General features: G+C 35.6%; 25 protein-coding genes. 16 read left to right on the top strand and 9 right to left on the bottom strand.

What is annotated here, in order from left to right; translation table 11 throughout:
* The first annotated feature begins 4 nt into the window (after positions 1-4).
* On the top strand, positions 5-994 hold the full coding sequence (gene fbp, locus ACXACQ_RS01315; RefSeq protein ID WP_474974112.1) for a class 1 fructose-bisphosphatase: 990 nt from the start codon (positions 5-7) through the stop codon (positions 992-994).
* Here the strand turns inward: fbp and ACXACQ_RS01310 are convergent.
* Genes ACXACQ_RS01310 through yihA form a run of 3 tightly spaced genes read right to left on the bottom strand, consistent with a single transcriptional unit; the run spans position 985 to position 2,387 of the window.
* Positions 985-1,299 (bottom strand): hypothetical protein, encoded by a 315-nt coding sequence (locus ACXACQ_RS01310; protein ID WP_474974111.1) that lies wholly within the window; start codon positions 1,297-1,299, stop codon positions 985-987. The two genes, fbp and ACXACQ_RS01310, sit on opposite strands and share 10 nt — an antisense overlap.
* On the bottom strand, positions 1,299-1,733 hold the full coding sequence (locus ACXACQ_RS01305; RefSeq protein WP_474974110.1) for a DUF5606 family protein: 435 nt from the start codon (positions 1,731-1,733) through the stop codon (positions 1,299-1,301). Before ACXACQ_RS01305 ends, ACXACQ_RS01310 begins: the two co-directional genes overlap by 1 nt.
* Before the next feature lie 54 nt (positions 1,734-1,787).
* Positions 1,788-2,387: a ribosome biogenesis GTP-binding protein YihA/YsxC gene (gene yihA / locus ACXACQ_RS01300; protein WP_474974109.1), complete on the bottom strand. Its 600-nt coding sequence runs from the start codon at positions 2,385-2,387 to the stop codon at positions 1,788-1,790.
* Between the two features lie 198 nt (positions 2,388-2,585).
* Here yihA and ACXACQ_RS01295 point away from each other — a divergent pair, with 198 nt between their 5' ends.
* The 6 genes from ACXACQ_RS01295 (at position 2,586) to rnhA (ending at position 8,279) form a co-directional block, all read left to right on the top strand.
* Positions 2,586-4,781 carry an OmpA family protein gene (locus tag ACXACQ_RS01295; protein WP_474974108.1) on the top strand — a complete coding sequence of 732 codons (2,196 nt, stop codon included), beginning with the start codon at positions 2,586-2,588 and terminating at the stop codon, positions 4,779-4,781.
* A 129-nt stretch (positions 4,782-4,910) separates the two neighbouring features.
* Positions 4,911-5,633 (top strand): bifunctional demethylmenaquinone methyltransferase/2-methoxy-6-polyprenyl-1,4-benzoquinol methylase UbiE, encoded by a 723-nt coding sequence (ubiE, locus tag ACXACQ_RS01290; RefSeq protein ID WP_474974107.1) that lies wholly within the window; start codon positions 4,911-4,913, stop codon positions 5,631-5,633.
* Complete coding sequence (porT, locus tag ACXACQ_RS01285; protein ID WP_474974106.1) at positions 5,582-6,319, top strand: type IX secretion/gliding motility protein PorT/SprT; 738 nt, start codon at positions 5,582-5,584, stop codon at positions 6,317-6,319. Before ubiE ends, porT begins: the two co-directional genes overlap by 52 nt.
* Complete coding sequence (locus ACXACQ_RS01280; protein WP_474974105.1) at positions 6,319-7,074, top strand: SDR family NAD(P)-dependent oxidoreductase; 756 nt, start codon at positions 6,319-6,321, stop codon at positions 7,072-7,074. Before porT ends, ACXACQ_RS01280 begins: the two co-directional genes overlap by 1 nt.
* Positions 7,075-7,248: 174 nt before the next feature.
* Positions 7,249-7,818, top strand: a complete 570-nt coding sequence (locus tag ACXACQ_RS01275; RefSeq protein ID WP_474974104.1) for a MarC family protein — start codon at positions 7,249-7,251, stop codon at positions 7,816-7,818.
* On the top strand, positions 7,815-8,279 hold the full coding sequence (rnhA, locus tag ACXACQ_RS01270; protein ID WP_474974103.1) for a ribonuclease HI: 465 nt from the start codon (positions 7,815-7,817) through the stop codon (positions 8,277-8,279). Before ACXACQ_RS01275 ends, rnhA begins: the two co-directional genes overlap by 4 nt.
* 1 nt (position 8,280) lies before the next feature.
* Here rnhA and ACXACQ_RS01265 read toward each other — a convergent pair whose 3' ends face one another.
* The 5 genes from ACXACQ_RS01265 to ACXACQ_RS01245 form a co-directional block, all read right to left on the bottom strand.
* On the bottom strand, positions 8,281-8,787 hold the full coding sequence (locus ACXACQ_RS01265; protein ID WP_474974102.1) for a Spy/CpxP family protein refolding chaperone: 507 nt from the start codon (positions 8,785-8,787) through the stop codon (positions 8,281-8,283).
* Positions 8,774-9,097: a hypothetical protein gene (locus tag ACXACQ_RS01260; protein ID WP_474974101.1), complete on the bottom strand. Its 324-nt coding sequence runs from the start codon at positions 9,095-9,097 to the stop codon at positions 8,774-8,776. The genes ACXACQ_RS01265 and ACXACQ_RS01260 overlap by 14 nt, the downstream gene beginning before the upstream one ends.
* Positions 9,098-9,100: 3 nt before the next feature.
* Complete coding sequence (locus ACXACQ_RS01255) at positions 9,101-9,706, bottom strand: RNA polymerase sigma factor (protein ID WP_474974100.1); 606 nt, start codon at positions 9,704-9,706, stop codon at positions 9,101-9,103.
* A gap of 6 nt (positions 9,707-9,712) precedes the next feature.
* On the bottom strand, positions 9,713-10,210 hold the full coding sequence (locus tag ACXACQ_RS01250) for a Spy/CpxP family protein refolding chaperone (RefSeq protein WP_474974099.1): 498 nt from the start codon (positions 10,208-10,210) through the stop codon (positions 9,713-9,715).
* Between the two features lie 72 nt (positions 10,211-10,282).
* The gene (locus ACXACQ_RS01245; RefSeq protein ID WP_474974098.1) at positions 10,283-10,759 is read right to left on the bottom strand and encodes a DUF456 domain-containing protein; all 477 of its coding nucleotides are present in this window, start codon (positions 10,757-10,759) and stop codon (positions 10,283-10,285) included.
* A 47-nt stretch (positions 10,760-10,806) separates the two neighbouring features.
* On the opposite strand from ACXACQ_RS01245, the gene ACXACQ_RS01240 reads away from it, so the two are divergent.
* Complete coding sequence (locus ACXACQ_RS01240) at positions 10,807-11,304, top strand: hypothetical protein (RefSeq protein ID WP_474974097.1); 498 nt, start codon at positions 10,807-10,809, stop codon at positions 11,302-11,304.
* Here ACXACQ_RS01240 and ACXACQ_RS01235 read toward each other — a convergent pair whose 3' ends face one another.
* A complete protein-coding gene (locus ACXACQ_RS01235) occupies positions 11,305-12,645 on the bottom strand; it encodes a saccharopine dehydrogenase family protein (RefSeq protein WP_474974096.1) in 1,341 nt (446 codons plus the stop codon).
* Between the two features lie 120 nt (positions 12,646-12,765).
* On the opposite strand from ACXACQ_RS01235, the gene cdd reads away from it, so the two are divergent.
* The 8 genes from cdd to ACXACQ_RS01195 all read left to right on the top strand — a co-directional run bounded on the left by cdd (position 12,766) and on the right by ACXACQ_RS01195 (position 22,771).
* Positions 12,766-13,248 carry a cytidine deaminase gene (cdd, locus tag ACXACQ_RS01230; protein WP_474974095.1) on the top strand — a complete coding sequence of 161 codons (483 nt, stop codon included), beginning with the start codon at positions 12,766-12,768 and terminating at the stop codon, positions 13,246-13,248.
* A 70-nt stretch (positions 13,249-13,318) separates the two neighbouring features.
* Entirely contained in the window at positions 13,319-15,754 is a 2,436-nt protein-coding gene (locus ACXACQ_RS01225; RefSeq protein ID WP_474974094.1) for a GAF domain-containing protein, read from the top strand.
* Positions 15,755-15,817: 63 nt separating this feature from the next.
* A complete protein-coding gene (locus tag ACXACQ_RS01220) occupies positions 15,818-16,636 on the top strand; it encodes a CheR family methyltransferase (RefSeq protein ID WP_474974093.1) in 819 nt (272 codons plus the stop codon).
* Between the two features lie 16 nt (positions 16,637-16,652).
* Complete coding sequence (locus ACXACQ_RS01215) at positions 16,653-17,246, top strand: chemotaxis protein CheB (RefSeq protein WP_474974092.1); 594 nt, start codon at positions 16,653-16,655, stop codon at positions 17,244-17,246.
* The gene (locus tag ACXACQ_RS01210; protein ID WP_474974091.1) at positions 17,247-18,098 is read left to right on the top strand and encodes a GAF domain-containing protein; all 852 of its coding nucleotides are present in this window, start codon (positions 17,247-17,249) and stop codon (positions 18,096-18,098) included.
* 34 nt (positions 18,099-18,132) lie between these two features.
* Complete coding sequence (locus tag ACXACQ_RS01205; protein ID WP_474974090.1) at positions 18,133-21,732, top strand: PAS domain S-box protein; 3,600 nt, start codon at positions 18,133-18,135, stop codon at positions 21,730-21,732.
* 104 nt (positions 21,733-21,836) lie between these two features.
* A complete protein-coding gene (locus ACXACQ_RS01200) occupies positions 21,837-22,367 on the top strand; it encodes a SiaB family protein kinase (RefSeq protein WP_474974089.1) in 531 nt (176 codons plus the stop codon).
* 41 nt (positions 22,368-22,408) lie between these two features.
* Positions 22,409-22,771 (top strand): DUF1987 domain-containing protein, encoded by a 363-nt coding sequence (locus ACXACQ_RS01195; protein WP_474974088.1) that lies wholly within the window; start codon positions 22,409-22,411, stop codon positions 22,769-22,771.
* The last annotated feature ends 53 nt before the right edge of the window (positions 22,772-22,824 follow it).

Genomic DNA, 22,824 nt, shown 5'->3' with positions numbered 1-22,824 from the left:
ATACATGGAAGACTCACGAATAGCTACTCCTATCGGTACCACTCTTGACCGCTTTATAAAAAAGAAACAAGATGAATTTCAATATGCAACGGGAGAGTTGTCTCAATTGTTGCGAGACATTGCTCTTGCCGGAAAGGTAGTAAATAGAGAAATAAATAAAGCAGGTTTGATCAATATTATTGGTCCTATAGGCGCTCAAAATGTTCAAGGAGAAGATCAGCAAAAGCTCGATGTTTTAACTAATATACGTTTTATTAGGGCACTGACTAAAGGGGGAGAGGCGTGTGCAATAGTTTCGGAAGAAGATGAAGAGATCATAGATCTACATAATAATGGTAAATACATTATTGCCATAGACCCATTGGATGGCTCTTCTAACATAGATGTAAATGTGGCTATTGGTACTATTTTCTCTATTTATAGAAGAACAACGCCTATCGGTACGCCTATTACTATGCAAGATGTATTACAAAAGGGGAGTGAGCAAGTGGCTTCTGGGTATTTGCTTTATGGTTCATCCACTATGCTGGTTTATACTACTGGGCATGGTGTAAATGGCTTTACATATGAGGCTTCTTTGGGTGAATATTTTTTGTCGCATCCGGAAATGAAAATACCAGACAGTGGAAAAATTTATTCTATAAATGAAGGTAGTTCTAAAAGCTTTAGTTCAGAAGTAAGAGCTTATGTCTCGTATTGTAAAGAATGTGGTTACTCAGGAAGGTATATAGGATCGTTAGTGGCAGATTTTCATAGGAATATGCTCAAAGGAGGGATTTATATTTATCCTGCAACGGCATCAAACCCTAAAGGTAAATTACGTTTACTGTATGAGTGCAATGCGCTAGCTTTCTTGATAGAGCAAGCTGGAGGTGTGGCTAACGATGGTAAAAATAGAATTTTGGATATACAGCCAGAAGAGCTTCACCAAAGAGTGCCATTATACATTGGTTCTAAGCACATGGTAGAAAAAGCAGTTTCTTATTATGAATAAGAGCTGTATTTGATACGAGTATATGCTTTTTGCATTTCACGACTTATAATAAGATCGGCTATAGAAGCTGCTATTTTTGAAGGTGCTTCAGTGGCTAAAAGCTCTTTTAAAGCATTTTCATCAACATCTATTCTATATAAAGCATTAAGCAAATGACTAAAGTCTTTGTCTAGAAGGTAATTGATTACCGGAATCAGCTTATCCCTCAGTTCATCTTGAGAATATACTGATTCCGGTAAAGCTTGAGAATCAAGCAGTAAATCTTTTTTGATTAACATTAATGCCTGAGCAAGCTGTTGACTCATTATTTAGATTCTTCTTTCTTTTCTTCTTTTTCTTCAGGTTGAGTAAGTAGTTCAGGAGCATTTACCCTTAGGGCATTATACCAGTTTACTACTTTTTTAATATCAGATACGTAAACTCTCTGAGGATCGTAATTAGGTAATATGTGCTTAATGAAAGCTTTTAACTCATCAGGCTCAGAAGTAGCAGTTACTCCTAAGTCATCATTAAACTCATTGTAAATACTTCTAAAAACGTTAGCTAAAGGTTCTGCACCTTCTTGGTCAGTGGTATAAATAGAAATATCACTGAGTACAGATATTCTTTGTGTAGCACTGGCTACTAATTTTTGTTTTTTGTCATCAAGAGACTCAAGAATAACTCCAGTACGAGTTGGTTTTACTATTTTGAAAAGTCCTCCTTTACCTGCAACTGATGCAATATCGCTAAAATCCATATTCTCTAAAAAATGTTTTTGATGTTATCTGCGCCAAAATTACTTAATATTTTACTATTTACTAGAGCTTATTAAGGTATCTAGGTAGTCGAGTACTTTTTCTTTGCCTTCTCCATTAGCCGAAGAGGTGATGAATATAGGAGGAAGCTCTTCCCAATACTGCTTCAGGAATTTTTTGTATTTCGCTATTGATGATTGTGTTTTATTTTTTGATTGTTTATCGGCTTTTGTAAATATTAGTCCAAAGGGGATCTGTTGCTCTCCTAGCCAATTGATAAAGTCTACATCTATAGGCTGTGGGGCTAAACGCGAGTCCAATAACACAAAAATGTTCACCAAATTTTCTCTATTCATTAAATAATCATGAATCATGGCTCCCCATTTTTCTTTTTCAGACTTGGCTACCTTGGCCCAACCATACCCAGGTAAGTCTACCAGGTGCCAGTCTTCATTAATAAGAAAGTGGTTGATTAACTGAGTTTTACCCGGTTTTCCTGATACTTTAGCTAATTTACCGTGGTTGGTTAGCATGTTGATTAATGAAGATTTGCCCACGTTAGATCTGCCAATAAATGCAAATTCAGGAAGTGTACTTTCTGGACATTGCTTGTAATCGCTACTACTTGTTACAAAACTAGCTCTGGTGATTTTCATTATATTCTAACAATTAGGTAAATTTATAAGCTTAAAATCAGGCTTATATTTGAATTAGTGTTAAAGTAATACTTCAAATGAAAAAATAAATTTTTATTATTGTTAATGAGAAAACAAGGAAGTAAATTATCCGTTGTACTACGTCATTAATTTTTTTAACTTATTTTTAATAAATTGAGCAGCAAATATCATTACAAAATGTATAAAGGGCTTAGGTTTTTAATTTTTTCTACATTTTTATTCGGTCTGACACTCGAAGGGTATTCACAGGTGAGTCAGGAAGATAAAGAGTTGGCGGAGTTTTATGTTAATACTGCAGAGGAGATTATGGCTGCTACACAGGCGTTGGATCAGGCGCGTGAAATGTACGTACAGGCATCAGAAACGGATCCTACTAACATAAAAGCTAATTATATGGCAGGGGAGTTTTATCTACGTACTGTAGGTAAAGATCGTGCTGTAAAATACTTTTTGCAGGTAAATAATTTAGATCCCGAATATCGTTTCGATATTATGTACTCTATTGGGCGTAGTTACCAATACGGTATGGAGTTTGAAAAAGCACTGGAGTTTTATACCAAATACAGAAATAAACTTTTTGAGCGACAAGGATACCGAGGAAGAGATAAAACGGAACTTCCTGAGGTAGAAAGAAGAATTTTTGAATGTGAAAATGCTTTAGAATATATTGCTAACCCATCGCATTATGCTATCCAAAACGTGGGTAATTCTATAAATTCAGAGTTTGAAGATTATGGGCCTGTAATTAACGAGGACGAAACCATGATGGTTTTTACTTCTAGAAGAAGAGATGGTAACCTTAACGAAAACGTGGCGCCAGATAACAAACCTTACGAAGATATATTTATTTCATACAAGAAAAATGGCGTTTGGGAAAGAGCAAAGAACATTGGAGATGTAATTAACACAGAATACCACGGTTCTAACCTTGCACTTTCTGCTGATGGTAATCAGCTTTTCCTCTATAAAGATGATAACAATGGAGATATTTATGTAGCCTCTAGAAATGACGATGGCACATGGAATTACCCAGAGCCCGTAAGTGAAAACATTAACTCTGAAGGTTTTAAAGAAAATGCGGTGTCTATCTCTCCAGATCAAAATATACTTTTCTTTGCCAGTGATAGACCTGGTGGTTTTGGTGGTATAGATATCTACTACAGTATTAAAAATAAAGCAGGTGAATGGACACGCTCCAAAAACCTAGGAGACATTATTAATACAGAATATGATGATGATGGCCCTTTCATTGATTATGATGGTAAAACCCTATATTTTTCTAGTCAAGGTAGAAAAGGTATGGGAGGGTACGATATTTTTAGGTCTGTTTATGATAGTGCTAGTTCTAAATGGAGTGAGCCGGAAAACTTAGGATTCCCAGTAAATACCCCTGACGATGACATTTACTTTGTGGCTACAAAAGATGGCAAAAGAGGATATTATGCATCGGTAAGAGAAGATGGCCAAGGATATACTGATATCTACATGGTATCTATTTTGAAAGAAGGAGAAGAGGTTGAGGAAGTGGCTAGTAGAAAAGGAGATAAAGAAGAGATAGAAAAGCCTGAGACTAAAGATCAAATAGCTAAGGTTGAGAATAATAATACGGAAGAAAATAATGTAACTCAGGTTGAAGCGGAGCCAGATGAGCCGCCAGTGGATACTACCCCTGAGCCTGATGTACAGCCTGAAACGGAACCAGACCCAGAGCCTGTGGAGCAACAAAAGGCCGTGGAATTAAAGCCGGTTATAGTTACCGTAAAAATTACAGATGAAAGTGGTACCCCAATGGATGCAAAAGTTAATATGCATAGTATACCACAAAATATAGTGGCAGGAAAAACTCATAAAGGCACGGGTATTTATGAATTTAGAATGACTAACGAAGATGCGAAGCAATATCAGCTTTCGGTGGAAAGTAATGGTTACGTTTTTCAAAATTTAAAAGTAAATGTGCCTGCATCATCATCAGAAACTCAAGAAGTGATGACAAAGGAAATTACTTTGCAAAAATTGAGGTTAGGTACAAGATCTGTATTGAGAAACATTTATTTCAACTTTGATAAAGCAACATTTAAAAAAGAATCTTACGAGGAACTGAATAAACTGGATGCCATGATGGCTCAAAATCCTGGTATGATCATAGAGATTTCAGGGCATACAGATAATATTGGAGCAAAAGATTATAATAAAATGTTGTCTTACAGAAGGGCGACAGCAGTTAAAAATTACCTCACACAAAAGGGGATAGACACAAGGAGAATTCAGGCTGTAGGCTATGGAGAAGAACGTCCACTGGCTACTAATGATGATGAGAAAGAAGGTCGCGAATTAAATAGAAGAGTAGAGTTTAGGGTAACAGGAGGTAAATAATCATAAAAAAAATATAGATTAAAAAAAGGGGCGTAACAAAGCCCCTTTTTTATTTTTAGCAGAAATAAGATATTTGCAGCAACTTAAACAAGGTCGATGAATATCGGGTTCTTATTCAAATAATAAAAAATGGCTGTATTACCATATAAAGAGGAGAAAAGTGGCAAAAAAGAACAAGTAGCCACAATGTTTAACAACATTAGCAAAAAGTACGATTTCTTAAATCACTTTTTAAGTTTGGGAATTGATATCATATGGAGAAAAATGGCTATAAAAATGCTAAAAACTTCTCAACCCAAATTAATACTGGATATTGCTACAGGTACGGGTGATTTTGCCATAGAGGCATTAAAATTAAACCCTGATAAGGTTATAGGTGTTGATATTTCTGAAGGAATGCTGGCAGTGGGTAAGGAGAAAATGAAAAAGAAGAACCTAGAACATAAAATAGAATTGCAGCTAGGTGATTCTGAGAAGCTGTTGTTTGAAGACAATAAGTTTGATGCAGTTATCGTTTCTTTTGGAGTAAGAAACTTTGAGCATTTAGAAAAAGGACTGGCCGATATGTACAGGGTGTTAAAGCCTGGAGGTAAGGCTGTGATATTGGAGTTTTCTCGACCATCAAAGTTTCCGTTTAAAAATATTTACAATTTTTATTTCAAAGCTATTTTGCCAAAAATCGGGAATATGGTTTCTAAGGACAGGGCAGCATATACCTACTTGCCAGAGTCTGTACAGGCCTTCCCTGATGGTAAAGATTTCTTGAAAGTATTAAACAAAGTAGGATTTAAAGATTCCAAATGCAGGCCTTTAACTTTTGGCGTAAGCTCGATTTACATTGGAGAAAAGTAATACTTGTAGCAGTATTACTGATCTCATTTATTAATTCAGGTAGTGCTCAGCGTCAGGTGGCGATGAATAATCCCAATTATGACGATCGCTTTTTAAGCTATGGATTCTTGATTGGGATTCATACTTCTGCTTATCAACTAAAGTACTCCGATGAATTTGTAACACAGAGTTTAGATTCATTATATTCAATAGACCCCACGTGGGGAGGAGGTTTCTCTCTTGGCTTTATAGTGAATATGCGCGCAGCTGATTTTTTAGATATCAGAGCTATGCCGCAAGTGGCTTTTTATGAGCATAGTTTAGAGTATCGTAGGTTGGATGACCCCGTGGTGACCGAAACAGTAGAAACCACCGTAGTAGAGTTACCTATTTTGCTTAAATATAAATCTGAGCGTAGGGGTAATAACAGAATGTACCTTATTGGGGGAATAAAGCCCGGCTTTGAGGCTGCAGGTAAAAATGAAGTGGAAGCCAGTGGTGATGATAATTTGGTGGTTAAAAACCTTAATTTGTCGTTAGATGTTGGTTTTGGTCTAGACATTTATTACCCATTGTTTAAATTCTCTCCAGAAATAAGGTTTTCAAGAGGAATAACCAATATGCTGGGTTCTGAAAATAACCAGTTTAGTGCTGGGCTGAGCCATATAAATACCAATACCATAACCCTTTATCTTTTATTTCAATAATGACAAAAAAAATAGCCTTAGTTACAGGAGCCACATCAGGCATAGGATTAGCTACTGCCAAAGTATTAGCTAAGAATAATTTTAATGTTATTATATGTGGTAGACGTGAAGAGCGTTTGAAACAACTGGAGGCAGAGCTTGCTCAGGACTGTGAGGTTACATCACTTTCTTTTGATGTAAGAGATAAAGCTGCTGTTGATACAGCTGTGCAGTCATTACCAGAGCAGTGGAAAAAAATTGATCTGTTGATTAATAACGCAGGCAATGCTCATGGACTTTCTCCTATTGAAGAAGGAAGTTCTGATGATTGGGATGCCATGATGGACATCAATGTAAAAGGGTTGCTTTATGTTTCTAATGCTATTATGCCCATAATGACCGAGAGAAAATCGGGGCATATCGTAAACATAGGTTCTATTGCTGGAAAGGAAGTTTACCCTAATGGCAATGTCTATTGCGCTTCTAAGCATGCTGTAGATGCTATTAATAAAGGTATGTTGCTAGATCTTAATAAATACGGTATTAAGGTAACAGCCATTAATCCAGGATTAGTTGAAACAGAATTTTCAGTGGTGAGGTTTAAAGGAGATAAAGAAAAAGCTGACAATGTTTATAAAGGCTTTGATCCTTTAAAGGGGCAAGATATAGCGGAAACGATTCTTTTTGTAGTTACCAGGCCAGCACATGTTAATATTAGTGATCTCACCATCTTCCCCACAGCACAAGCCAGCGCTACGGTAGTCAATAAAAATTAAGAATTTATTAATTTTAATAATTGAAGCCGTGAGATCTCTTACGGCTTTTTTTATTTCTGGTTTTTTAAAATTATATTTCTTTAGTACTAATGAATATAAAGCCGAAGTATTTTATTGATTTAGATTAAAATACTTTGATATAGGTAAGGTTATAAATTATTCTAAGTTTGCAGCATGTTTAATATTACAGATATTTTCTCAGTGACCCTTATTCTATTTTCAGTAATAGATATTTTAGGTTCCATTCCAATTGTGATTAACCTTCGTAAAAGAGAAGGTAAGATAGAATCAGGAAAGGCCACGCTTGTGTCGGGCTGTTTAATGATAATATTTCTCTTTTTAGGGCAGTCAATTCTTAAGTTGTTTGGTCTTGATGTAGGCTCATTTGCTGTGGCGGGAGCTATTATTATGTTTATAATAGCCCTAGAGATGATATTAGGCATCACACTTTTTAAAGATGAAGGAGGAACAGGAGCAGGATCCATAGTGCCGTTGGCTTTTCCATTAATTGCCGGAGCAGGTACCTTAACTACAATATTATCTTTAAGAGCTGTTTACGAAACACCAAATATCTTAAGTGGTATAATCATCAACCTTGCGTTTGTATTTGCGGTACTCAAATCCACTACATGGTTAGAAAAGAAGTTAGGTCAATCTGGTTTTAGTATATTAAGACGTGTATTTGGTATAATATTACTTGCTATAGCAGTGAAAATTTTCAAAGAACATATTCTTATTCCATGATTATAATATATACTGACGGTGCAGCAAAGGGAAACCCCGGGCCGGGAGGGTATGGAACGGTTATGAAAGCGAAAGTTAATGGACAGCCTTATAGAAAAGAATTGTCAGAAGGCTTTCGTAAGACTACCAATAATAGGATGGAGCTTCTGGCTGTGATAAAGGGACTAGAAGCCCTTAAGCATCCTGGTACGGCTGTTACTGTATACTCAGATTCTAAATATGTAGTTGATGCCGTAGAGAAGGGGTGGATCTGGAGTTGGCAAAAAAAAGGATTTAAAAATAAGGCAAATGTTGACTTGTGGCAGCGGTTTATTCCGCTGTTTCAAAAGCATAAAGTTACTTTTCAGTGGGTTAAAGGGCATGCCGGCATCCCTGAAAATGAGCGTTGCGATGAACTTGCAGTGGCTGCCGCTGAAGGTGGTGGCTTAAAAGTAGATGAAGGGTACGAGAATAAAATTTAATTTATTCTCCTATCCTTGGTTTTTGATCGTTCCTTTCTCTAATATCTCTGTCTCTCTCTTGCCTTTCCATCATTTTGATAATAATTCTATCAAATTGTGCTTTTTGTCTTTCATTGCAAATTTGCCTTAGCTTTTTGAGGTGATAGAGGTTTAGTTTCTCTAGCTGTGTATTTTTTACGCTGATGGCATTCAGGTAATCATTTATAGCAGTAGAATCAACTTTTTGGTTGTATAATAATTTTGAGGCCTCTCGTCTATCTTCAGCGATGGATCGCATCAAATTACGAGTTTTTTGAAAATGACCTTTCCTTTCTTCGTTAAAAGCTGCAGCCTGTTGGTCATTAAGGTTTAATTTTTTCTTTAGAAAATTCTCAACCCTAGCGTGCCTTCTAGGTGCACTTCTTTTAATGCTATTTTTTTTATGACCTAAATATAGCATTGCAGACAAGGCTATGTTAAGAATCACCAGAATGGCTATAACTATTTTTAGTAACTTAATTTGTTTCATCTTCTTCCATTATATAGTTGTTGTCATAAATGTCGAAGTCGTCCGATGCATATTCTTGAGATAGTAGTTCAAGTGTGTCTTCTGTTTGAAGATCCTGGTCATTATTATAATTGATTAAAATATATAAGTTGACCATTAATATAATGGCGATAGAAGCCATACTCCATGTCCATACACTTTTTGGGGCCATTTTTGAAGGAGTGAGCTTTCCTTCTAGTCGGGTGTAAAAGTAAGGCTTTGGAGCAGCTCTCTCCAAGCTGTCTAAGCTTTCTATAGTCTTGCTTACTTCTTCATCAATATTCTTTTTCATGACTTATTTATTTTGCTCGTAATAGTCTTTGAGTGATTTCTGAAGGTTCTTTTTTGCTCTGTGCATTAATGACTCTACAGATGATAAGCTTAAATCCATTATTTTACTGATTTCTGCATAGCTAAGTTGCTCTATTTTGCTAAGTGTAAATGCTATTTTCTGATTTTCTGGTAGTGCTTCAATGTGCTGGAATAAAACCTTCGACCTTTCTTTATTCTCTAATGTTACACCAGGGTGTACAAAATCAGCATAGTTCTTTTCAATACTACTTTCGTTGCCAAAAATAGAGGTTAACCAAGCAAAGCGCTTCTGCCGTTTGCGTTTTCTTAGCGATTCTAACGATTTATTGACCGCAATTTTGTATATCCATGTGCTTAGTTGCGATTCACCCTTAAAGGCTTCAATAGAGTTGTAAATTTCTATAAATACCTCCTGAGCTAAATCCTCAGCATCTTCTTCGTTTTTTAAAAAGCCCAAGCACACATTATATACTTTGCTTTGATATGCCTCCACAAGCCTCTTAAAGAAGCTCGCTTCTTGCTTATCATTTAAGAGGCTGAGAAGCTCAGCCTCTTCTTTTGCTAATGTTATATGCTCGGTATTTCTCAAAGTATATTACCTTCTGTTATGTCTTGCTTTATTCATGTGGTGTCCTCTTCCATGTCCTCCACGGCTGTCAAACATAATGCGCTGTTCTTCAGTAAGCTGATTGCGGATTTCCATGCGATTAGCAACACGAGCCTTTTTTAATTCTACCTCTATTTTGCCCATATCTTCTATTAAAAGATTTACCTTTTTCATGTTTGGAGATTCCACGGTGGTTAAGGTTCTTAGCTCAGCCCGCTTTTCATTAAGTTCATTTTTAAGAGGCATTGTTTTTTTTGCTAAATCTAACCTCAACGATTTGATTTTCTCTTTTTGTTGGTCGGTTAATTTTTCTCCTAAAAAATCAGGCCTTTCTCCATGGTGTCTACCTTTTTTATGATGCCATTCTTTTTTATGGTTCGATTTATCCGTTGGCTGATCTGTGTTGCTATCTTGTGCTACTGCAAGAAAACTGCTACCACCTATTAATATTGTTGCTAAAGCGATTTTTAAATTTGAGTTTTTCATCTTTCTTAAATTTTGTTTCAATTAGTTAGATGCCCTTCGTTTTAAAAACTTGCGCCAGATCAGAAAAAAAAATTAAAAAAAGTAAGAAATGTAGTGATACGCCATTATAAGGCAGATAATTACTTTTAAAAAAGTGCCAGCAACAAAGCCAAGAAAAGAACCCCAAGCGGCCTTTAGTGCATTGTTGAATTTATTGCCAGATATTAATTCTCCAATTAGGGCTCCTAAAAATGGGCCTATGATAATGCCAAACGGAGGAAAGAATAATAAACCTACTATTGTTCCTATGGTAGAGCCCCAGACACCATACTTGGTGCCTCCAAATTTTTTGGTACCCAGTATAGGCACATAGTAATCTAGCACTACAGAAGCTATAACTATTACCAACCAAAAGATAATAAAAAAGGTGGTGAAAGGGGGAGGAGTAATCAATTGCATGAGTAATAAGCCTGCATACGAAAGTGGAGGCCCAGGTAATACAGGAAGAAAAGAGCCAACAATACCTGCCACTATTAATATAGCAGATAAGATTAAAATTACAGTTTCCATTTATATAATTGTGTTTCGATAAAATATATACGATTTTAATTGTTAATATGAATAAATATAGTATTTCAGTTTTAAAAAGTAGAGAATTTTATAATGAATTAATAAATTCTGCTTCGCTACGCCATGAAATGATGGAGTATTTTCTTGTTAATGAAAATAGCCGTGTTACGCAGCACTTGGCTACAGCTTTAGCAAATGTTTTTTGTAAAAGGCCCAAATTAATAACACCTTTTATTGATGAGCTTGTATCTAAGCTGGAAGAAGAACCTTCAGAGTTTTTGATTAGAAATATTTTGAGATTACTCCAGTACGCTGAAAGTTTTGAAGCACATGTGGAGGGGCGCTTATATGCAATTTGTTTTGAGTTTCTTGTTCAACCTAAAACTCCAGTTGCTATTAAAGTTTTTAGCATGACTATTATGTTTCGCGTTGTTCAGCATATACCCGAACTAGGCCGGGAGTTAAAAGAGGTTATCGAAGAGCAATTACCTTATGCTACAGCAGGCTATATAAGTAGAGCTACTAAAATTCTTAAAAGGCTTTAACTACAATACTGTTTTTTCGTGCAATTCGAATCCTAGTGTTTTTAATTCTTCTAGTATTGGGTTATACAAGTCCTTATTTATAGGTATTATAACGCCTTTCTGACTAACCTTACCTTCTAATATGAGTTTAGTTGCAATACCAAGTGGTAAACCTACAGTTTTTGACATGGCCGTTTCAATATTATCTTCTCCTACTGCCACTAGCGTACTATGAATTTCTTTTTGTTCATTGCTGGCTTTTTCTATATACTGAAACTTATGCCACATTACTATCATGTCCTTGTCGGTAGAGGTAAGGCTCCATTTCTTCTTTAAAATATGCTCTAATATTTGAGCAGGAGTGCCTTTTGTTAAGCCAATGGGTTCGTTATTGAAAAAGCCAGACCACCTTAACCGGTGCATTTCAGGCCCATCAATATCCAAGTTCATGTAGTGAGCCAACTTAAGCTCCACAGAGTCGTGTGGATTATAAGATAAGAATGAATTGATAAAACTACGATGTGTCATTTTATCTACTCCCTCCATTTCATAGCTATCATCTGTAGCGCCCAGTTGTACAAAAACATCCCACGTACGACAAAATCCAGGCCTTCTAAAAGTGCCTCTAAAAATAGTTTTGATTCCTCTCAGGTTATATACGTCCAAATATTTTAGCGAATCACGATTGGCATAACCTTCAAAGTAGCCATAACCAGGAATGTGTACCAGCTCAGTGCGTCTAAATACTTTGTTGTATGGAATGTATTTATATTGATCTTCTTGAATGAATTTAACCACACCCTGACCTGCTAGTACTACATTTCTTGGGTTCCAAGTGAATTTGTATTCCCAAGGATTGTCTTTGTGAGAGTCCATTGATAACAGGCCTCCTGTAAATGATTCAAATGCGGTAAGCTGATGCTGGTTATCTCTTATGTGGTCTATCACTTTCATGGCAGACATATGATCAATGCCTGGGTCTAGGCCGCATTCATTTAAAAGTACTATTCCGGCTTGTTGTGCTTCCTCATCCATTGCCTTCATTTCTTCTGAGACATAGGAGGCAGTCACAAGGTTTTTCTTAAATTTGATACACGCGCGGGCTACCTGAGGGTGAAATTTGGCCGGTAGCATAGATATCACTATGTCACAGTTGTTTATTTCTTCCTCAGTTTGTAAATTATCTGTGATATCAAATTGAAAAGCTGTAGATTGGCTATGATTGTGGCATTTACTTTCTGCAAGTGATACATCATAATCTCCAACTCGGAGAGTCCAGTTGTATTGTGCAGTATTTTTTTGTAAATAATTAATTAATGAAGATGCAGATCTTCCCGCGCCTAAAATCAATATTTTTTTCATTCCTCATCTTATATTTGAGCAATACCAAATTAAGATATTTGGATAGGTTTAAAGAATTCTTGTCAACAAAAATTTTTCTACTTGCGATGAGATATTATATTGCATAGACAGATTAGAAATATGTCAGATAAAATACTAAACGAAGGTGCTTACATATCATGTGCAGAGACTGACTTCAGCGAAGAAGAACAGCGTTTAATTGCTAAAGCCAGAGAAGCATGCGGTTTATCATACTCACCTTACTCAAATTTTCAGGTTGGCGCAGCAGTTTTGCTGGACAATGATGAAGTGCTATTAGGAGCCAATCAAGAAAATTCATCTTACCCTGCAGGGTTATGTGCCGAAAGGGTAGTGCTTTTTTATGCTAGTGCTAATTATAGTGAACATAAAATAAAAAAAATAGCGGTAACAGCTAAGAAAATTTCTGAAAACAGATTTGTACCTGTAACTCCTTGTGGAGGATGCCGTCAAGTGATTTTGGAAATGGAAGTGAAGCAAGATTATCCTATAGAGGTTATAATTCAAGTTTCTGAAAATCAGTGGGTTAAAACAAAATCTGCTGATGTGCTATTACCTTTTTGCTTTAATAAACATTCATTGTAAAAACAGTGACAAAATTTCTTCTTTTCGTGAGAAGTTGTAAATTCAAAGATTTTATAAATAATTTTTTAAAATGTTCCTGGATTTTAAAAATCTATCGCTCGTAAGGCAAATCATTTTTTTAGGAATAGGCTTTCTTATTCTGGTACTGGTAAACTTTTTAGTAGTAGACCATTATCGCGAAGAGCTGAAGGATAACATGCGTTTAATTAATGCTACAAGAAAGTTAGATAATCTTTCAGTACAGATTCCATTATTAACAGATGCTTATGTTAGAGGCAATACAGACATAGCTAACATTCTTGAAAAATCAAGCGAAGAGTTTGAGAAAAATGTAATGTTGCTAGTGAGCAAAACTGACCAATTAGTTGTGGCCAATGATTCTGCCCTTATTAATGTAGACGGAGTTTATAATGCTACACCTAAAGGCATTGCTGATGCCTGGAGAGCTATGAAGCCGTTTGTAGAAAATGTTCTATTTGAGCCGTTGCAAAGAGATACAGTGGTACAGGAACAAAAAGAAATTCCTCTGTATGATTCTTTAAATACCATAACCACAGAAACAACACAAAAAGTATTGAAGATTAGTAATAACAATCTTCAAAAGGCTAATAATTATGTGCAAGCCCATGCATGGGAGTTGAATAACTTAGTAGGAAACTTATTAAAACAGCAGTTAGAGGGGAATAAGCAAAAGCACGATGCTTTCTCTCATATGCTTTTCTTGTATTTAATAATATTTATTGGGGCTATAATATTTGCTATAGTCTTTATTTATAAGAGGTTTTTAGAGCCTCTCTCAAATATTGAAGATGCCACCAATCGTATAAAAAATGGAGACTTGTCTGATGTGAATTATCATATTTATAATAATGAGTATGGTAAAGTGCTCTATACGCTAGCAGGCATTAAAGATAATCTTAAAAATGCTACAAGCTTCATTAATAAAATAGAGCAAGGAAAACTTCATGAAAACTTTCACGGTATTGATGAAGAGCAGATCTCTAAAGATAGCTTAGAAGGGGCATTGCTCACCATGAGGGAGGAAATGCAGAAAGTGCAGCAGCAAGAGAAAGAAAGAAACTGGTCAACAGAAGGGTTAGCGAAATTTGTTGATATTTTACGTGCCAACGATAGTAACGTAAGAGAATTGGGTGATATTATCATCTCTAACTTGGTGAAATATACAAAATCTAACCAAGGCGCTATTTATATTGTAGATGATGAAGATAGCTCCGAATTAAAGCTAGAATTAATATCGCTCTTTGCTTTCGATACCAAAAAATTTGAAAGACGCACCTACCGCCCCGGAGAGAGTTTAGTTGGTCAGGTTTTTCAAGAAAAAGAGACTATATATCTGCTAGAAGTTCCGCAAGACTATATCAAGATTACTTCCGGTTTAGGTGAGTCTAATCCAAAAGCCATTTTGCTAGTGCCGTTAATGGTGAATAATGAAATTTATGGAATAATAGAATTAGCCTCATTTAATGAGTACCAGCAATTTGAAATAGAGTTTGTAGAAAAATTAGGCGAAAGTATAGCTTCCACTATAGCTGGGGTTAAAAATAATGAACGTACTAAGTACTTGTTAGAAGAGTCGCAAGGATTAACTCAGCAAATGCAAGCTCAGGATGAAGAAATGAGGCAGAACATGGAAGAGCTTCAGGCAACCCAAGAGCAGCTGCAACGACAAATGAATGAGAATAATGATATGCACCAGAATTTGCTTAAAGAGAAGGCATTGCTCGATGCATTGATGAATTATCTGCCAGATTATATTTATTTTAAAGATATTGATTCTAAATTCATCCGAATTAGTAAGTCAATGGAGAAACTCTTCCCATTAAGTATGGAAGAAATGGTAGGTAAGAGTGATTTTGATTTTCAGAGCTATGAAGTAGCGCAAGAGTACTTTAATGAAGAGAAGAAAATTATAGCTTCTAACTCAGGTTATGTAAATAAACTGGTTCATGAAAAAATGAACAATGGTTACGACCAGTGGGCGATTACCACTAAGCTACCGTTCTACGATGAAAGTGGTAAGTGCATCGGAACCTTCGGTATTACCAAAGATGTAACCGAGGTTAAAGATGAATTGGGCGTGAAAGAAGCAGTTTCATCTTTAGAAAATGTTGATGAAGCTGAGGAATTCTTACGTCAGCATCTTGAAGAATTACAAATTACGCAAGAGCAATTAGATGAAAAATTGCAAAAAGCAGAGACTTCACTAGATGCCATAGATAAGGTAGTGAAACTGATATCATTAGATAAATCCGGTATAGTCTCAAATGTAAATTTTGCAGCACAAGTAGAACTTGGCGTCAAAAAAAATGAAATAATTGAGCAAGATATAGCTACCTTAACAGATGTAAATGTATTAACCGACATAGATTGGGGAAAGGTCAATCAAAAAACTATTAACCTTACCATTCATGGGGAAAATACAGAAATAAGTGCTAATATATACGCTGATAAGGGCAGAGCCTTTGTACACATCATGTGGATATAACTTTAGTAAGTTTAAATAATGTTGAATTAAATTAAGTTTTAGGACAGTCGGGAAATTGATATAATGAAGGAAATAGATATTGCAGACTTAAGAAGAATTACAGAATTGGTGAAGACCAAGTATAATTATGATTTCACCAATTACGCCATGTCCTCATTTAAAAGGCGTATTTTAAGAATTCTTGACCTTCAGAACATAACAGTTGAAGTGCTAATAAAAAAATTGCAAGACTCGCAGTTTTTAGATGATTTTTTAACTGAAATCACAGTTAATGTAACCGAGATGTTTCGTGATCCTCCCTTTTGGAGAGTGTTGCGCGATGATATTCTTCCGGCTATACTACTCAATCATCAAAAAATCAGAATTTGGCATGCTGGGTGTTCTTCAGGCGAAGAGGTGTTTTCTATGGCCATTTTATTAAAAGAGATGGGGATCTTGGATCAGGTGTCATTAATTGCTACTGATTTAGATACCGCTATTTTAGAAAAGGCCAAAAGTGGAGAATATAACTTGAAGCACATGGAGCTTAATGAAAAAAACTACATTAGGTATCAAGGTACTTCTTCATTAAAAAACTACTATTCTGAGGTAGGAGGCAAAGCAATAATGGATAAGTCTTTAGTAGAGAATGTTTCTTGGAGAAAACATGATCTAGTAAATGGAGACGTATTCAATAAGTTTGATTTAATACTTTGTAGAAACGTGATGATTTATTTTAATCAAACGCTACAAAATGAAGTATTAAGGAAATTCCATGAGAGTTTGTTTAAGTACGGATATTTGGCTATTGGGTCTAAAGAATCTTTGATATGGTGTGATATAGCCAATAAGTTTCTTGTAGCTAATAACGAGGAAAAAGTATATAAGAAAATTAAAGACTGAGGACTGATTATATCGAATGACTCGTTACAACCTAAATAATAGATATAAAGCTGTAGTTATTGGAGGTTCCGCAGGAAGTTTTCAAGGTATTGTTCGTATTTTATCTCAGTTACCTGCAGATTTTCCTTTACCAATTATAATGTGCTTGCACCGACTAAAGCACGTTAGAAATGGGTTTGTGGAGGCACTTTCTATTAAAAGTATAATGGAAGTGACAGAACCTTATGACAAAGAAAATATAAAAAGGGGCAAGGTATATCTGGCACCAGCTAATTATCATTTGTCAATAGAATTAGGCAACTATTTTAGTTTGTCTACAGAAGAAATGCTGAATAATTCGCGTCCTGCCATAGATATTACGCTTGGTAGTGCGGCTTATGTGTATAGAGATAAGCTCATAGGAATACTGCTTTCTGGAGCCAATAAAGATGGGGCTTTGGGAATGAAATACATTAAAGATAGAGGAGGGGTAACAATAGTGCAAGAGCCAACAGAATGTATGATAGATACTATGCCTAATGCTGCTCTAAATGTAACTACTATTGATCATGTGTTAAAAATTGATGAAATTGTAAACTTTTTCACTGAATTAAATAAACAGTATAAATAGATGAAGCTCAAAATAGGAAAATTAAGCATTGCTCTAATTTGCATATATGTAGCATGTATGATTTTCACTGCGTACACACTTTTTCAACTACAAGATGACTTGATATATAAGACTAGTGCCTTAAATATATCTATGTTGTCAACTGCTGAACCCATTTTTATCAAACTATTTGTTGTGGTAGGGCTCACATTACTAGTCGGTTTGGCAGCCTTGGTGGTGTCTTTTGATAATCGCACGCAAGAAGTGGTTTATGTAGAAGAGAAAAATACAGAAAGTACTGGCAAACAGGCAGGTAATGGTTATAACTCAGATGAAGACGGTCACTCGCTTGACTTAAATGCGATAAAAACCATAGTAGCATCTGAAAATGATAAAAAAGTGTTAGCCAAGGAGCTTTTGATGGAGGTTTGTAGGCAAATGGAAGCCGGAATGGGTGCTTTTTATAAAGTGGCTGAAGAAGGAGAAAAGCGTGTGCTAAGTCTTGAATCTTCTTACGCTTTGTCTTTAGGAGAATCTCAAACTATCACTTTCGAATTTGGAGAGGGCCTTGTAGGGCAAGCTGCTGTTGAACAAAAATCTTTATTGGTTGATGATATTCCTGAAGGATATGTAAAGATCGTTTCTGGTCTAGGCAAAGCAACACCTTCACAATTGTTGATTGTACCTGTAAAGCACAAAAATGAACTTTATGGTATAGTGGAGATTGCATCATTTACCACATTAGGTAAGCAAGAAGAGAAAATGGTTGAAGAGGCTTTTAAGCAATTTATTAAAGCCTTAACTGCTATCGAATCTGAAGCTAATAAAACTTATCCATTAGGAGGATCTTCGAAGGGTAAATCATCAAAATAACCAGAACTCAGAAGCATAAAATATAATTTCATTTATGTTTAGAACATTAACGATCAGTAAAAAAATTACCATTCTGGTAGTTTCAGTAGTAATACTTACTGTGATTTCAATCAGTTTTTTGTCTTATAAATTAACAAAAGACACCATCAGAGAAAGCCATATAGAGGGCTTAAGTGTGGTGGCTAATAGCCGGTCTGATAAATTGCAGTCTTATTTTGACAATGTAATAGCCAACTTAAAATTATTACAAGATACTAAGGCAATAACTGAAGGTGTAATACCTGAAGATGCGGCAGCATCTTCAGGAGGAGGCTTTGATATGTTTTCAATGCCTATGGCCAGTGATGAGCCTGCGGAAGTAGAAGAAGATACCTCAGCTCCAAGTGATAGTTTTGATTCAGGGATGGACATGGGAATGCCAGATGAGTCAGCAGGAATGGATATGGGCTTTGGAGGATTTGATATGGGGGCTCCTGTAAGCGAACCTACGGTTAGTTATGATGTAGATGGTCTTTTGAAAAATGTTAAGAAGTCCTACGGTTATAGTGATATCTATATAACCTCAGCTGGAGGAAAAATTATGCATTCTACTGATCCTTCGCTTTCAGTAGGGAGTAATTTTATCGATCCTGATGGTAATACATTAAACGAGAGTATAAAGAAAATATACTTCAGTAACATTACTAAAAATAAGGAAGGAGATCGGTTTTTTATTTATGCTGGTGCTCCTATCACGCATAACTCAGGTAAAAAATCTTTATTGCTTATAAAGATCTCTATGGATCCTATTTATAATATAGTGCAGGATTCAACTGGTTTGGGACAAACAGGTGAAATTATTTTAGCTCGAATGGATACTGTTTCTAAGCAGATTAATTTCCTTAATACGCTGAGAAATACTTCCGACAAGGCAGTTAAAACCCTTGATTTTGGTGATAAAAAATCAATTGCTGTACAGCAAGCTGTAATGGGAAATGAAGGAGCAGGCAATAATGAAGACTATAATGGAAATGAAACACTAGCTGTTTGGAGGTATATTCCTAATGTGAAGTGGGGTTTTGTTGTAAAGATAAATACAAGTGAAATTTTTAGTGAAATAAACTCACTACTATACAAGCTTTTAATCTCAGGAGTTGCCATTGTAATTTTAGCGGTTTTAATAGCATTGATGTTCTCTAGCTTCTTAACAAAGCCTTTATATTCACTTAAAAAGACATTAGAGTTGGTTGGTAATGGTATATTACCACGAGAAGTAGAACAAAAATCTAATGATGAGCTAGGTATAATGGCTTTAAGCCTCAATCACTTGGTTCAGACCTTGAAAAGAACAGCTACTTTTGCGCAGCAAATTGGAGAGGGAAATTTTGATGCGAATTATAAGCCTATTAGTGACGAAGATGATTTGGGAATCTCGCTAGTAAACATGCGTGATAACCTTATTGAAGCAGAAAAGCGAGATAAACAAAGAAACTGGATTGTTACTGGGGTAGCTGAAATTGGCGAAATTTTAAGAGCTCATGATAATCTTGAAGCGCTTGGAGATGAAACTATTAAGTACATCATTAATAAAATTGGAGCAGTACAAGGAGCCTTTTATGTTACTAATGATGAAGAGGATTACGAAATGAGGCTAGAAATGAAATCTAGCTTTGCCTATAACAGAAAGAAACACCTTAAATCATCATTTAAGTTTGCTGAAGGTCTTGTAGGACAGGCAGCAGCAGAAAAGGATACCGTTTTAAGGACAGAAATACCAAAAGAATATGTCACAATCACTTCAGGTATATTAGGAGATCAGAGGCCTACTTGTATCTTAATAGTGCCTCTTATTACTGATGAGAAGGTATATGGGGTGTTGGAGTTTGCTGGTTTTGGCAAGTTTGATCAGGGGAAGGTTAAATTCGTAGAAGAATTAAGTTTAATCTTAGCTCGAACAGTATTTAATATTAAGGTAAATGAGAGAACCAGAAGATTACTTCAGGAATCTCAAACTATGAGTGCTGAGTTACAGGAGAAGCAGGAAATCTTAAGGCAGAATGCTGAAGAAATGCAGGCTACTCAAGAGGAGCTTCAGAAGTCAAATAGTAAATTAGAAGAACAGATAGAGGAAGTAAATAGAACACAGAAACGAATGCAGTTATTGCTCGAAAACGCCTCTGAGGTAATTACTATTTATGAAGAAGATGAAACCGTAAGGTATATAAGTCCATCTGTAGAGCCTATTTTAGGATATTCTCAAAAAGAAATGATGGGTGTAGCCGATGTGGATAAAGTTCATCCTGATGGGGTAGAAGCGTTTAAAGATATGTTTGAGCAACTTCGAGCAAACCCCGATGAACAAGTAACTATTCAGTACGAGTACAAAACTAAAGAAGGTAATTACATTTGGTTAGAGTCTACAGGTACCAACTTTATGTCAAACCCTGCTATTCATGGCCTCATTGTAAACTCTACGGATATTACCGAAAGAAGAAGAGCCGAACAAGAGCAAAGGATGCGTAGTAAAATGCAGGCCTTATCTGAAAATTCACTAGATCTTATTACGCGTCTAGAATCTGAAACTATCTCTTATATTAACCCTGTTATTGAGGAATATACAGGTAAAAAGCCGGTTGACTACTTGAACCATAAATTGGTAGAGACTGATTTGAACCAACAAATACTTGATCAGTGGTTGGAGATTGTAGAACAGGTGCATCAGACTAACGATAAAGTGGCTACCGAAATGGACTTCCCGTCTGAAATGGGAAGTAAAGTCATGCAGGTGAGTGCAATTCCTGAATATGATGAAGCAGAACACTTAGAGTCAGTGCTTGTGGTCTCTCATGATATTACAGAGCGAAAAATAATTGAATTAGAAATTCAGAATAAGAATAAGAAGATTGCAGACAGTATTAACTACGCCAAGCGTATACAAAATGCAATTCTTCCTAATAATGATGTGATCAATAGGGTATTATCGGATTCATTTATCTTATATAAACCTAAAGATGTAGTAAGTGGTGACTTCCCTTGGTATGTGCAAGTGGGAGATGATATATTCATTGCTGCGGTTGACTGTACAGGACATGGTGTGCCTGGAGCATTATTATCATTGATTGGATACTTCTTATTAAATGATATTGTAAGAAGTAGAAAGATTTCTGATCCAGGGATAATTCTTGATCAACTAGATGAGGGTGTGACCACTACGTTGAGGCAGGATCAGGATGATTCAAAGACTAAAGACGGAATGGATATCGCACTTTGTAAGATTAATACTGTTACAAGGCACGTAGAATATGCAGGTGCACACAGACCTCTTTATATCATGAAAAATGGAGAGATGGAAGAAATCAAAGGTAACAAGTTTGCTATTGGTGGAGGTATCTATAAAAATCAGACGAACTTCACTAATACACAAATAGACTTGAACCCAGGAGATTCTATTTACTTCTGCTCTGATGGATTCCCTGATCAGTTTGGTGGGCCAAATAACCGAAAGTTTGGGCCAAAGAGATTAAGAGAACTTATTAAGGAAGTTTATGATAAGCCAATGATAGATGCATTAGAGGTTTTTGATACAGAATGGGAAGGCTGGAAAGCAGATGAGAAACAAACTGACGATGTATTATTAATAGGTATAAAATTTTAGAGATTATTAATTAAAAGTAGTATTTTGGAGGATAATTATGGCCATAGGCTTAACTCAAAAAAGTAAGTAATTAATCGGCAATAAGAATAAACACAAAACGACTTATGAAGTATATTTTTGATTTACACCAAACCATGTCGGATCACAGTCTGATTTTGGTTTATGAAGGTGAGTTTACCCAAGAGATAACCAAATCAGTATTAGCCATGGCAGAGCGCAACATGGATTCCACAGGAGAGGAGTCTAGCGTGAAAAGAAAGGTGTTTAATGTTATGGTGGAATGTTTACAAAATATTGTAAAACATGCTGATGATGTTAGTAATAATCATTCTGCAGTGTTTATGATTGGTAGACAAGAAAATGAATATATTATCATTTCAGGTAACCCTATTAAAAACGAAAACGTAGAAATGCTTCGAGGTAAGCTCGATCAAATCAACGAATTAGATAGGGACGGACTAAAAGCACTTTATAAAGAGATCATCAAAAACACTGAAATCTCTGATAAAGGAGGAGCAGGATTAGGATTTGTGGATATGGCTCGTAAGTCTGGACAAAAACTTGAATATAACTTCCTTGATATGGAAGATGGAAATTCGTTTTTTTGCCTAAAGTCTTCAATCTTAAAATCTTAAATAATACAGAACACTATTTTTTTTAAATAATTATAGCAACAATGGATATACTTAATTTAGAAGGTACTGAGGATACCCCAAAAATTATATTAGATAAAGGGAACGGAATTTTTGAGATATCTGGCCGTTCACTACCTGAGGATTCAGCAGAATTTTATCAGCCAGTGTTAGAGTGGATCGAAGAATATTCTAAGGATCCTAATGGAAGCACTGATTTTATGTTTAAATTAGAATACTTCAATACTGCATCTTCAAAGTTGATTTTGGATGTACTTTCAGCTCTTGAAGATATTGATGGTGTAAATATCGTTTGGTATTTTCATGAAGATGATGAAGATATGGAAGAAGCAGGAGAGGAGTTTTCTGAATTGGTAGAAATACCTTTTGAATTTAAAACATATTAATTTTAATATTCATTTTTTAGACTTAGCCAAAATTCCCTTTTGAATGGGATGTA

It is taken from the genome of Fulvivirga sp. AWR4_260 (genome assembly GCF_056158185.1).
Note: the sequence above shows the minus strand (reverse complement) of the source record. Positions and strands in the feature narration are given on the sequence as shown.

What these genes read in the sequence shown, in the direction of transcription:
- fbp (WP_474974112.1), top strand. Translation starts at nt 5, where the DNA reads ATGGAAGACTCACGAATAGCTACTCCTATCGGTACCACTCTTGACCGC.
- ACXACQ_RS01310 (WP_474974111.1), bottom strand. Translation starts at nt 1,299, where the DNA reads ATGAGTCAACAGCTTGCTCAGGCATTAATGTTAATCAAAAAAGATTTA.
- ACXACQ_RS01305 (WP_474974110.1), bottom strand. Translation starts at nt 1,733, where the DNA reads ATGGATTTTAGCGATATTGCATCAGTTGCAGGTAAAGGAGGACTTTTC.
- yihA (WP_474974109.1), bottom strand. Translation starts at nt 2,387, where the DNA reads ATGAAAATCACCAGAGCTAGTTTTGTAACAAGTAGTAGCGATTACAAG.
- ACXACQ_RS01295 (WP_474974108.1), top strand. Translation starts at nt 2,586, where the DNA reads ATGTATAAAGGGCTTAGGTTTTTAATTTTTTCTACATTTTTATTCGGT.
- ubiE (WP_474974107.1), top strand. Translation starts at nt 4,911, where the DNA reads ATGGCTGTATTACCATATAAAGAGGAGAAAAGTGGCAAAAAAGAACAA.
- porT (WP_474974106.1), top strand. Translation starts at nt 5,582, where the DNA reads ATGCAGGCCTTTAACTTTTGGCGTAAGCTCGATTTACATTGGAGAAAA.
- ACXACQ_RS01280 (WP_474974105.1), top strand. Translation starts at nt 6,319, where the DNA reads ATGACAAAAAAAATAGCCTTAGTTACAGGAGCCACATCAGGCATAGGA.
- ACXACQ_RS01275 (WP_474974104.1), top strand. Translation starts at nt 7,249, where the DNA reads ATGTTTAATATTACAGATATTTTCTCAGTGACCCTTATTCTATTTTCA.
- rnhA (WP_474974103.1), top strand. Translation starts at nt 7,815, where the DNA reads ATGATTATAATATATACTGACGGTGCAGCAAAGGGAAACCCCGGGCCG.
- ACXACQ_RS01265 (WP_474974102.1), bottom strand. Translation starts at nt 8,787, where the DNA reads ATGAAACAAATTAAGTTACTAAAAATAGTTATAGCCATTCTGGTGATT.
- ACXACQ_RS01260 (WP_474974101.1), bottom strand. Translation starts at nt 9,097, where the DNA reads ATGAAAAAGAATATTGATGAAGAAGTAAGCAAGACTATAGAAAGCTTA.
- ACXACQ_RS01250 (WP_474974099.1), bottom strand. Translation starts at nt 10,210, where the DNA reads ATGAAAAACTCAAATTTAAAAATCGCTTTAGCAACAATATTAATAGGT.
- ACXACQ_RS01245 (WP_474974098.1), bottom strand. Translation starts at nt 10,759, where the DNA reads ATGGAAACTGTAATTTTAATCTTATCTGCTATATTAATAGTGGCAGGT.
- ACXACQ_RS01240 (WP_474974097.1), top strand. Translation starts at nt 10,807, where the DNA reads ATGAATAAATATAGTATTTCAGTTTTAAAAAGTAGAGAATTTTATAAT.
- ACXACQ_RS01235 (WP_474974096.1), bottom strand. Translation starts at nt 12,645, where the DNA reads ATGAAAAAAATATTGATTTTAGGCGCGGGAAGATCTGCATCTTCATTA.
- cdd (WP_474974095.1), top strand. Translation starts at nt 12,766, where the DNA reads ATGTCAGATAAAATACTAAACGAAGGTGCTTACATATCATGTGCAGAG.
- ACXACQ_RS01225 (WP_474974094.1), top strand. Translation starts at nt 13,319, where the DNA reads ATGTTCCTGGATTTTAAAAATCTATCGCTCGTAAGGCAAATCATTTTT.
- ACXACQ_RS01220 (WP_474974093.1), top strand. Translation starts at nt 15,818, where the DNA reads ATGAAGGAAATAGATATTGCAGACTTAAGAAGAATTACAGAATTGGTG.
- ACXACQ_RS01215 (WP_474974092.1), top strand. Translation starts at nt 16,653, where the DNA reads ATGACTCGTTACAACCTAAATAATAGATATAAAGCTGTAGTTATTGGA.
- ACXACQ_RS01210 (WP_474974091.1), top strand. Translation starts at nt 17,247, where the DNA reads ATGAAGCTCAAAATAGGAAAATTAAGCATTGCTCTAATTTGCATATAT.
- ACXACQ_RS01205 (WP_474974090.1), top strand. Translation starts at nt 18,133, where the DNA reads ATGTTTAGAACATTAACGATCAGTAAAAAAATTACCATTCTGGTAGTT.
- ACXACQ_RS01200 (WP_474974089.1), top strand. Translation starts at nt 21,837, where the DNA reads ATGAAGTATATTTTTGATTTACACCAAACCATGTCGGATCACAGTCTG.
- ACXACQ_RS01195 (WP_474974088.1), top strand. Translation starts at nt 22,409, where the DNA reads ATGGATATACTTAATTTAGAAGGTACTGAGGATACCCCAAAAATTATA.